Here is a 9,575-nt window from a genome sequence, read left to right on the forward strand (position 1 = left end):
CCGATCCGGTTCGTGGTCACGCGTGTCCGCGAGGACGGGGCAACGGATCCGTCGCCCCGTCCTCGGCGACCGCCGTGGTTGGGGCACGTAAGGGAGGTGGTGCTGCGCCTATCCGAGCTTGCGGAGGCGGGGGGCCAGGTCGCGCTGGAAGAGGTCGAGGAAGCGGCGCTGGTCGTGGCCGGGGGCGTGGAAGACCAGGTGGTTGAGGCCCGCGTCGAGGTAGGGCTGGATCTGGGCGACGGCCTCGTCGGGGTCGCTGGCGACGATCCAGCGCTTGGCGATCTGCTCGATGGGCAGCGCGTCCGCGGCGGCTTCCATCTCGATCGGGTCGGTGATGCTGTGCTTCTGCTCGGCGGTCAGCGAGAGCGGCGCCCAGAAGCGCGTATTCTCCAGCGCCAGTTCGGGATCGGTGTCGTAGGAGATCTTGATCTCGATCATCCTGTCGATGTCCTCGACGGTGCGGCCGACCTTGGCGGCGCCCTCGGCGACGGCGGGCATCAGCTTCTCGGTGTAGAGGTCCATGCCCTTGCCCGAGGTGCAGATGAAGCCGTCGCCCGCGCGGCCCGCGTAGCGCGCGACCAGCGGGCCGCCCGCGGCGATGTAGATCGGGATGCCGCCTTCGGGGACGTCGTAGATGGAGGCGCCGACGGTCCGGTAGTGCTCGCCGTCGTAATCGACGCGATCACCGGTCCACAGCGCGCGCATCAGATCCACCGACTCGCGCAGCCGGGCGAAACGCTCCTTGAATTCCGGCCATTCGCCGGTGTAGCCGGTGGCGATCTCGTTGAGCGCCTCGCCGGTGCCGACGCCGAGCATGACGCGGCCCGGGTACAGGCAGCCCATCGTCGCGAAGGCCTGCGCGATCACCGCGGGGTTGTACCGGAAGGTCGGGGTGAGCACCGAGGTGCCGAGCTGGATGCGCTTGGTGCGCTCGCCGACTGCGGCCATCCAGGCCAACGAGAACGGCGCGTGGCCGCCCTTGTGCCGCCACGGCTGGAAGTGGTCGCTCACCGACGCGCTGTCCAAGCCGTGTTCCTCCGCGAGCACCGCGATCTCCACCAGCTCGCGCGGCCCGAACTGCTCCGCGGACGCCTTGTACCCGAGCTTCAGATCACCCATGTGCGCCACTCCTGTCGCTTCGCTGTGCCGGTGCGGCCTTCCGCACCCCGTTCTCGCACGGCCTGCTTCGACCATAGTCACGGTGTCGCACGAGTGTGTGACCGGCCGCATCTGCGCCGAGTCCGATGCCTCGCGCGCCGGGATAGCCGACAATTGTCTGGTGAACGCTGACAACGAGCCGATCCTGTCCTATCTGACCGACATGGACGGGGTGTTGGTGAGCGAGGAGCATCTGGTGCCCGGCGCCGACGAGTTCCTCGCCGAACTACGTGCCAACGAGACGCCGTTCCTCGTACTCACCAACAACTCGATCCGCACACCCCGCGATCTACAGGCGCGGCTGCGCAAGAGCGGGCTCGACATCCCCGAGGAGGCCATCTGGACCTCCGCCCTCGCCACCGCGACCTTCCTCGACGATCAGCGCCCCAACGGAACCGCTTACGTGGTAGGCGAATCCGGGCTCACCACCGCGCTGCACGAGATCGGGTACGTGCTGACCGACAGCGACCCCGACTACGTAGTGCTCGGCGAGACCCGCACCTACTCCTTCGAGGCCATCACCACCGCCATCCGGCTCGTCGAACGTGGCGCCCGCTTCATCGCCACCAACCCGGACGCCACCGGACCGTCCCGCGAGGGCGTGCTGCCCGCCACCGGCTCGGTGGCCGCGTTGATCACCCGCGCGACCGGCCGCGAGCCGTACTACGTCGGCAAGCCGAACCCGCTCATGATGCGTTCGGCGTTGCGCCGCATCGGCGCGCACTCGCAGTCCACGGTGATGATCGGCGACCGCATGGACACCGATGTGATCTCCGGATTGGAGGCGGGCATGCGCACCATCCTGGTGACCAGCGGCATCTCGACGCGGGCGTCGGTAGAGCAGTATCCGTACCGGCCGACGAGCGTCATCGATTCGGTCGCGGACTTGGTCGGTCGCACCGACAAGCCGTTCGACTGACGCGAATTTCGGCGTGCGCTGATCCGCACTCGGCGATCGCGTCGAGCGTCGCGGACGGCCGGGCCTGCGCCTCGGGATGCGGGCAAGTTCCTCCGCACCGAGCTCGGCCGCGAAAGATCGCGCCGGAAATCCGGTGACCGCAAGCCCTCGGGTTCGGTGATCACGTCGGCCGCGGGCCGCCGGGTCAGCGTTTCGACGGTGTGCGAGTTCCGCGCCTAGCTCGGCGGCGAGCCATCCCGCCCGGTTTCCGGTGACGGCTGACCCTCGCGCTCGGTGATCCCGTCGACCGCGGCGGACAGCCGGGTCAGCGCCGCCACGATGCGGGCGAATTCGTCGGCGCCCAGCTCGGTGGCGAGGCGGTCGGCGAACACCGCGTGCCGCGGGTTGATGCGACGGACCGCCGCGTGGCCCTCCTCGGTGACGGCGACCAGCTTGGCGCGGCGGTGCGCGGGGTTCGGGCGGTATTCGGCGAGTCCCTTGTCCACCAACAGGTCCGCGATGCGCTGCACGCTCTGGCGGGTGATGCCCATGGCGCGCGCGATGCCCGCCACCGGCAGCGGCTCGCGCAGTACCGCGCCGAGCACCTGCCACCACGCCGCCGTCAGGCCAGCGGGTTTGGCCAGTTCCTCGGCGATGGCGAGGAACTGGCCGTTGAGCCGGAACGAGGTGATCGCGGCGGTGCTGAACAGCTCCTGCTCCGGTGTTTGCGTCATGCCCCCGATGCTGCCTTGTCGTAGGCGTCGAGTTCCGCGTAGGCCGCCGCATCGTTGTGCGCGAAAAGCCGGTACCAGGCGTCGAGGATGTGCGGTTCGTAGACGCCGAGCAAGCCGAGCACCTCGCGGGCGAACTCGAACGGCGCGTTCGCCGAGGCCGTGACGACATTGCCGTCGGTCACCGCGGGCTGCTCCACGTAGCGGTCGGCGCCCGCGTAGCCGCTGTAGGCGAGGAACTCGGCGACGTTACTGGTGTGCGCCTTGTCGTCGAGCAGACCTTCCTTGGCCAGGCCGAAGGTCGAGCCGCAGATGGCCGCGACCGGGACGCCCGCGTCGAGAAACGCACGCGCTTTCTGGGTGAACGGGGTGAGTTCGCCGGTCATCCAGGTGTCCGCGCCCGGCAGGATCAGCATCGCGCTCTCGGCGGGGGACAGCTCGTCCAGTGTGAGATCGGGCGTGACGCGCATGCCGCCCTTGGTGGTGATCGGTTCGCGGGTGAGTCCGACTGTCCTGACCTGGAAAGTGCCGGGCGCGACCTGCCACGCCGGGTTGTTGATGTGCGCGGTGGCGGCCCCGACCTCCCAGTCGGCCAGCGTGTCGTAGATCGCGGTGTGCACTGTCTTCGTTGGCATGACAGTATCCTGTCATATTTGACAGCATGCTGTCAATAGGCCGTGCACGCCGAGCTTGTCGCGCACGCCGAACTCAGTGCCCCCGTTCGATCTTGGCCAGGTGCGCGATATTCGCCCGGTCGGCCGCGTCCGCGCTCGGCTCGCCCGCGAACCAGGCGTCCAGGATCTCGGTGAGCTCGGCCGCCGACGTCGAACGCAGGCTCAGCGCAAGCACATTCGCGTCGTTCCATTTGCGTGCGCCCGCGGCGGTCGCGGCGTCACCACACAGCGCGGCCCGGATCCCGGCCACCTTGTTGGCCGCGATGGACGCGCCGGTTCCGGTCCAGCAGCAGACGATCGCCTGGTCGGCGCGCCCCTCGGCGACATCGCGCGCCGCGGCCTCGCTGGCCCATGCCCAGTCGTCCCGCTCGGTCTCCGACAGCGCGCCGTGCGTCAGCACGCCGTCGAATCCGCGCTTGCTCAGCTCCTCGACCAGTTCTTTTGCCACACCGACGTACTCGTCCGCCGCCACCGAGATCCGCATGACTCCACGATAGGGCGCTGCGCGGTTCCTGCCCGTGAACTGCCGTTCGGCTCGACGCAACACGGTGTCAGAGGCCATGTCAGCACGGTGACGGTCCGGTGTCAGCAGGGCGGGCGATTGTTGCTTTCGTGATCAGTTCCCGCTCGGCGAGCACGACGCACGCCGATACGGACAACGAATTAAAAGGAGCGAACACCATGTTCACCACCGTCACCCTCACCGACCAGGACAAGAGCACCCTGCGGACCGCCGCGTACGGCGCCGTCTCGCTGATGGCCGCCGCCGACGCCGCGGGCAAGCCCCACAAGGCCGCCACCAACGGCTCCATCGCTCTGTTCTCCGCGACCGGCTCGGTCGGGCACGTGCTCGCCGCGAAGTCGAAGGACATCGACCTGAACTTCAAGTCCGTCGCCGAGCTCGCCGATCGGGTGCTGCCTGCCCTGACCGCGGCGGTGAACCTGCTCGCGAAGCAGGATCCGGCCGAGGCCGAGAACTTCCGCAGCACCGTCCTCGTCGCCGTCCAGGCCACCCAGTCCCACCAGGGCGCGCCCAGCCCGACCGCGGCCGAGATGATCCGCAAGATCACCGCGGCCCTCGGCTGACTGGCGCGCCGTGGCTCGCCCCTCGTGTGTCGCCGACACGGCAGCCGCAGGCACTGGTGCTGGCAGTCGGCGCAGGAAACGCGCTCGTCATCGCCGGAGTCGGCACCGCCGCAACCACGGCGCTCACCGCTCCAATCCTGCTCCGCCGCAACGAACCCAGGCCACACGAGGAGCCCCGAACCGCAGTTCGCGAGCGCGCCACGGCATGACGACCAGAGCCACCGAACCGCGACCGGATGGAGCCACGTCATCCACATGGAAGCTCTGCACCGGAGCGGTTTTCGCTGATGCGCCGCCTCTGAAGATGGCGAAGAATGATCGAACGGCCATCTGGTGCGGCGCCCAGGCGGGGCGCCGCGGACCAGATGGCCGCTGGATCGATCGCCGCCAACCCGACGGGCGATCGATCCGGGAACGCGCGATCGGCGATCGGTGGGTGGACCACCGATCGCCGGTCGTGCTCATGGGTTCGTCATCGAGAAAGCGAGTTGCGCAGATCGGAGATGGTGGCGCGGCGCTCGTGGGCGATCCAGGCGAAGATCGCGGCGAGCACCAGCGGGAAGATCGCCATCGAGGGCTTGTCGGCGACGAAAGCCTGTGTCCCGGCGGCGAGCACGGTGAGCACGGACAGACCCGCGGCGGCAAGGGCGCTGAGTCGCGGCACCATCAGGCCGATACCGCCCGCGACCTCGACGATTCCGATGAAGACGAGCAGCCCGAGGGGGATGGTCAGATTCTCGGGGGCGTTGTCCGCCAAGGTGTTCGGGATCACGAGCTTCGGTCCGCCCGAGGCGATGATGAAGAACAGGCCGAGCAGGATCTGCAGGGTCCACAGGACGCGGTTACGGATCTTGCCGGGGCGGTTGGTGACGTCGGTGGCGAAGGTGGCGGTGGGGTTGGCGATGGTCATTTCTGGTCCTTCTGGTCGGTCGCGCCGGGTTGGTAGCGCGTTCTACCGATTAGGACGGAGCATCGCCGGAGGAATCATCGCTGCCCGCGAAAGTTTTTTCTCAGCCCCACCAGGCAGCGCTGAACCGCACGGGTGCGCGAAACGAAGGGTCACCGGTGTTCGCAGATCAGCAGGTGGAACTCGATGCGGCCGTTGCGGATGCGGCGATCCTCCCGCACAACCAATCCGGCGGCCGCGAGCCGCTCGGTGATCTCCGCGATCGGACGCAGCCGGAAGCGGTTCGCGGTGAACGGCATTCGCGCCATGTCGGCGGGGTCGCCGATGCCGAGAACCATCCTGCCCGATGGGCGCAGCACGCGCGCCAACTCGGCGAACGCCGGGGCGAGGTCGTCGATGAAGTAGACGGTATTGGTGCTGATCACCGCATCCAGAGAGGCTGCGGGCAGGGGTATTTCGTGCATCGCGGCGGTGTGCAGCACGAGTCGGCCGTCGGCGATCTCGGACCGGAACCGCTTGGCCGCCTCGTCGAGCATGGTCGGCGCGATCTCCATGCCGTGCACGACGCCCGTCGCGCCGACCGACGCCAATAGCTGGTCGAGCCCGATCCCGCCGCCGAACCCGATATCGGCCACCGTCGCGCCCGGAGCCGCTTCCGCGGCAGCTACCGCCGCGGTCACGGTGGCGTAGTTACCGCGGTTGAGAATCCGGCCGACCACCCGTCCGGCTATCCCGTGCGGTCGTCCCAACTGCGAGGCGACTGAATCCCACAAACGATCTGCAATCCGCATGCCGACCATCATCGCCCCCGTCGACGCGCCACGGGCTGCCGCAGCCGAGATCGCGTCAGGAGCCTTTCAGCAGCGAGCGGATACGCAGGCCGAATCCGGATTCTCGCAGGCCGAATCCGTGACGTGCTCGCAGGTGCTCGCCTGGTCGCGGCGGCGGACCAGCACGGCGATCGCGCCCAGCGCGACCAGGTACGCGATCACGTACATGTTCATCAGCACCGGCGCGATCGGCCACGACGGCGGCAGCAGGAAAACGCCCACGCTGACCCAGGTTTCGCTCCAGTGGTAGGCCCAGCCGCCGATCGAGAGGTAGAGGAGGGCGGCGGCGTACCACCAGCGCGGGTTGGCCTGCGCCCGATGCACCAGGTAGACGAGCAACGGAACGAACCACACCCAGTGGTGCCCCCACGAGAACGGCGAGACGACGCAGGAGGTCAGGCCCGCGAGCGTGACCGAGAGGAGCCGTTCACCGTGCTGGTGCAGCGCGGTCGCGAGAACCAGCCCGGCGGCAAACACGGGCAGTGCGAGCAGCAACCACAACCACAGCGGCGCGGGACCGTGCAGCAGGTGGGCGATGACCCCGCGCAGGGATTGGTTGGCGGGATGGCTGTCCGGCGCGATGCGCTCGGACTGGAAGAACGTCGAAGTCCAGTACTCACGAGAATCGGCGGGTAGCACGAGCCAGGTCAGGACGATGGAGCCGAGGAAGGTCAGCGCCGCCGTGGCCGCCGAACGCCATTGCCGCAACGCGAGCAACTGGACGACGAAGTACAGCGGCACCAGTTTGATGCCCGCGGCGATGCCGACACCCGCGCCCCGAAGCTTGGCGTGCTCGTCACGCGAGAAGACCCAGAGCACGAGCAGCATCAGCATGAGGTTGATCTGCCCGTAGAACAGCGTGGTGCGGACCGGTTCGACGAAGGCGCAGGTGAGCGCGATCAGGGCGCTCGCCGCCGCCAGTCGCGCGGTCCACCGGTAGCCGAGCAGCCGCCAGCTCATCATGACGCAGCCGAACAGGACACCGAGGTTCAGCGTCAGCCAGGTGGGGCTCAGGAATCGCCAAGGTATGAGGTTCGTCGGCAGGAAGGCGATCGCCGAGAACGGCGTGTAGGTGTAGAGCAGCCCGCGGTGGCTGGGTTCGGAGTAGAGCGGCCGGTCGTGCAGGATGCGCCAGGCGCCGTCCCGGTAGACGTGCACATCGAGCCCGCCGACCAGAATGCCCGCCTTGTCCAGCCACGGATCGACGGTGGTGAAGAGCAGCGTCACCGCGGTGACCGCGCAGGCGAGCAGGAGGAGAAGAGTCGCGTTGCTCCGCGGAAGCTCCAGGGGCCGCGTGCTCGGGGGACGTGCTGTTCGCCGCGACGGGAAGAACCGACCGAGTCGCAGCCACTCGTTGCCAAACCTCATCGACCTCGACCATATCGGCTCGTCGGCTCGACGGTGTCGGCGGATGCGGACGCCCTTGCGCCGCAGCGCAATTCGACGCGCGGCTTACCCCGGAGCTAACGACTCACTCGATCACACGGAACGGAATGGTATCCGCCGGTGCGGCTTTCGGCAGTTCGTCGCGGCGCAGGGGCAGCGTCGGCTGCTCGGTGCGGTGCAGCGGCAGCGTGGGAGCGGGATCCTCCTCCGCGCGCTCCCTGGCGGGAAGCCGGTAGAAGGAGCGGGCGTTGTCCTCCAGGACCGCGTACATGTCGACGCCGACCACATCGCAGATCAAATCGACGTCGGAGTCACGGAACGGGCGTCCGGCCCGGGTGCCGGGCAGATCGGTGCCGAACATCAGCGCCTGCGGGTTCACGGCGTGGATGCGGCGCAGGGTGTCGGCGACGTTCATCGCCACCCGCCCGAAGCCGGTCGCCTTCACCCGGGCGCCACGATCGACGAGGTCGAGCAGGAACGGCAGCCCCTCTTCCGACATCCCGAGGTGGTCGACCGACAGGGCGGGCAGCTTGGAGATCACCGGCTGCAAGGAGGCCAGCATCTGGCCGTCCATGTAGAGCTCGACGTGCCAGCCCGCCAGCTCGTGGGCGCGCAGGGCCTGCAACGTCATCTGGGTGATGTCGGCGGCGGCGCGCTTGAGGTTGAAGCGCAGCGCGCGCACGCCGACGCGGTCGAGTTCGAGGATCTCCTCGTCCGAGGCGTCCAAGTCGAGCCGAGTGACACCGACCCACCCTTCGCCGAGTTCGGCTAGCGCCGCCTTCAGGTAGGCCTGATCGGTCCCCTGGAACGACGCGCTGACCACGGCGCCACCACCGATATCGAAGCGGGACATACGCTTTCGATAGTCGGCGATGGTGTACGGGTCGGGCAGGTAGCCCTCGTTCTCGATCAGCGGAAACCGCGGATCGATGATGTGGACATGGGCATCGAACACTTGTACAGAATGCCAGGGACAGGTGTGCCTTTGCATCTTGTGGTTCTCCGAAGGGGTACCTGCCAACGGAAAAAGACAGGGCATGCTCGTGTGCCCGCTACGCACAAGAGCACCTGCTAGGGAGTGCGGGGTGGCGGGGGCAGGTAGACCTGGTCACTGCATCCTTCTCCGCACGTAGTACCTGCCGACGGAAGACAGGGCCTGCTCGTGCGCCGTCTCCACACAGGCTCACCTACCCCTGTCGGTAGGTGCTCCTGTGCGGTGATGGCGCTCGATCAGACCCTGTTGTCCCGTTGCAGGTGCTGGTGCGGAGAACCACACCATGCGAAGGTTCACCCGCCCATGCTGGCGCGGAGCATGTCCTCGCGCTCCACCACCTTGACGCGCTCGCGGCCCTCGGGCTCGCCGAGCGCGCGCTCGTGCGCGTCGAGGCGGTACCAGCCCGCCCAGGTGGTGAACGGGATGCCCTTGCCCTCGAGGAACTCGGTCACGGCCTGCGGGTCCGGGTTCTCGGCCGGGGCGAAGCCGGGGGCGTCGTCGAGCAGGCAGGCGATGGTCTCGTTGGCGTCGCCCTTGGTGTGGCCGATCAGGCCGACCGGGCCGCGCTTGATCCAGCCGGTCACGTAGGTGGCGGGCATGTAGCGCGCCGGGCCATCGGCGTTCTCGTCGGCGATGACGCGACCCGCCTCGTTGGGCACGGTGCCCGCCTGGTCGTCGAACGGCAGCTGGTTGATGTTCTGCGACAGGTAACCGACGGCGCGGTAGATCGCCTGCACGTCCCAGTCCTTGAACACCCCGGTGCCCTTGACGTTGCCGGTGCCGTCGAGCTGGGTGCGCTCGGTGCGCAGACCGACGACCTTGCCGTTCTCGTCGCCGAGCACCTCGGCCGGGGACTCGAAGAAGTGCAGGAACAACTTGTGCGGGCGGTTGCCCTGGTCGCGGATGGCCCA

11 protein-coding genes are annotated in these 9,575 nt (G+C 68.3%); 2 read left to right on the forward strand and 9 right to left on the reverse strand.

What is annotated here, in order from left to right; translation table 11 throughout:
- Nucleotides 1–108 precede the first annotated feature (108 nt).
- Nucleotides 109–1,119, reverse strand: a complete 1,011-nt coding sequence (gene fgd, locus T333_RS00795; protein WP_496423411.1) for a glucose-6-phosphate dehydrogenase (coenzyme-F420) — start codon at nt 1,117–1,119, stop codon at nt 109–111.
- A 202-nt stretch (nt 1,120–1,321) separates the two neighbouring features.
- On the opposite strand from fgd, the gene T333_RS00800 reads away from it, so the two are divergent.
- A complete protein-coding gene (locus tag T333_RS00800) occupies nt 1,322–2,077 on the forward strand; it encodes an HAD-IIA family hydrolase (RefSeq protein WP_354999024.1) in 756 nt (251 codons plus the stop codon).
- A gap of 215 nt (nt 2,078–2,292) precedes the next feature.
- Here the strand turns inward: T333_RS00800 and T333_RS00805 are convergent, their stop codons facing one another.
- From T333_RS00805 to T333_RS00815, 3 genes are all read right to left on the reverse strand, one after another.
- Nucleotides 2,293–2,790 carry a MarR family winged helix-turn-helix transcriptional regulator gene (locus tag T333_RS00805; RefSeq protein ID WP_496423412.1) on the reverse strand — a complete coding sequence of 166 codons (498 nt, stop codon included), beginning with the start codon at nt 2,788–2,790 and terminating at the stop codon, nt 2,293–2,295.
- Nucleotides 2,787–3,422, reverse strand: a complete 636-nt coding sequence (locus T333_RS00810; protein WP_496423413.1) for a type 1 glutamine amidotransferase family protein — start codon at nt 3,420–3,422, stop codon at nt 2,787–2,789. The genes T333_RS00805 and T333_RS00810 overlap by 4 nt, the downstream gene beginning before the upstream one ends.
- 73 nt (nt 3,423–3,495) lie before the next feature.
- A complete protein-coding gene (locus T333_RS00815) occupies nt 3,496–3,945 on the reverse strand; it encodes an RpiB/LacA/LacB family sugar-phosphate isomerase (protein ID WP_354998642.1) in 450 nt (149 codons plus the stop codon).
- A 128-nt stretch (nt 3,946–4,073) separates the two neighbouring features.
- On the opposite strand from T333_RS00815, the gene T333_RS00820 reads away from it, so the two are divergent.
- Nucleotides 4,074–4,547, forward strand: coding sequence for a hypothetical protein (locus T333_RS00820; RefSeq protein WP_496423414.1), 474 nt, complete (start codon nt 4,074–4,076; stop codon nt 4,545–4,547).
- Nucleotides 4,548–5,019: 472 nt separating this feature from the next.
- Here the strand turns inward: T333_RS00820 and T333_RS00825 are convergent, their stop codons facing one another.
- The 5 genes from T333_RS00825 to T333_RS00845 form a co-directional block, all read right to left on the reverse strand.
- Complete coding sequence (locus T333_RS00825) at nt 5,020–5,457, reverse strand: DoxX family protein (RefSeq protein WP_496423415.1); 438 nt, start codon at nt 5,455–5,457, stop codon at nt 5,020–5,022.
- A 149-nt stretch (nt 5,458–5,606) separates the two neighbouring features.
- A complete protein-coding gene (locus tag T333_RS00830; RefSeq protein ID WP_496423416.1) occupies nt 5,607–6,245 on the reverse strand; it encodes a class I SAM-dependent methyltransferase in 639 nt (212 codons plus the stop codon).
- Nucleotides 6,246–6,311: 66 nt separating this feature from the next.
- Nucleotides 6,312–7,652, reverse strand: a complete 1,341-nt coding sequence (locus tag T333_RS00835; protein WP_496423417.1) for a glycosyltransferase 87 family protein — start codon at nt 7,650–7,652, stop codon at nt 6,312–6,314.
- 103 nt (nt 7,653–7,755) lie between these two features.
- Nucleotides 7,756–8,625 (reverse strand): amidohydrolase family protein, encoded by an 870-nt coding sequence (locus T333_RS00840; protein WP_354998637.1) that lies wholly within the window; start codon nt 8,623–8,625, stop codon nt 7,756–7,758.
- A gap of 332 nt (nt 8,626–8,957) precedes the next feature.
- Nucleotides 8,958–9,575, reverse strand: a 618-nt coding sequence (locus T333_RS00845; protein ID WP_496423418.1) for a ferredoxin--NADP reductase domain-containing protein, incomplete at its 5' end; no start/stop codon positions are given.

Source organism: Nocardia sp. CNS-044 (assembly GCF_059570515.1).

Bases quoted from the DNA above. Each gene is read 5' to 3' on its own strand.
- T333_RS00815 (WP_354998642.1), bottom strand. From the start codon at position 3,945: ATGCGGATCTCGGTGGCGGCGGACGAGTACGTCGGTGTGGCAAAAGAA.
- T333_RS00825 (WP_496423415.1), bottom strand. From the start codon at position 5,457: ATGACCATCGCCAACCCCACCGCCACCTTCGCCACCGACGTCACCAAC.
- fgd (WP_496423411.1), bottom strand. From the start codon at position 1,119: ATGGGTGATCTGAAGCTCGGGTACAAGGCGTCCGCGGAGCAGTTCGGG.
- T333_RS00835 (WP_496423417.1), bottom strand. From the start codon at position 7,652: ATGAGGTTTGGCAACGAGTGGCTGCGACTCGGTCGGTTCTTCCCGTCG.
- T333_RS00800 (WP_354999024.1), top strand. From the start codon at position 1,322: ATGGACGGGGTGTTGGTGAGCGAGGAGCATCTGGTGCCCGGCGCCGAC.
- T333_RS00805 (WP_496423412.1), bottom strand. From the start codon at position 2,790: ATGACGCAAACACCGGAGCAGGAGCTGTTCAGCACCGCCGCGATCACC.
- T333_RS00810 (WP_496423413.1), bottom strand. From the start codon at position 3,422: ATGCCAACGAAGACAGTGCACACCGCGATCTACGACACGCTGGCCGAC.
- T333_RS00830 (WP_496423416.1), bottom strand. From the start codon at position 6,245: ATGCGGATTGCAGATCGTTTGTGGGATTCAGTCGCCTCGCAGTTGGGA.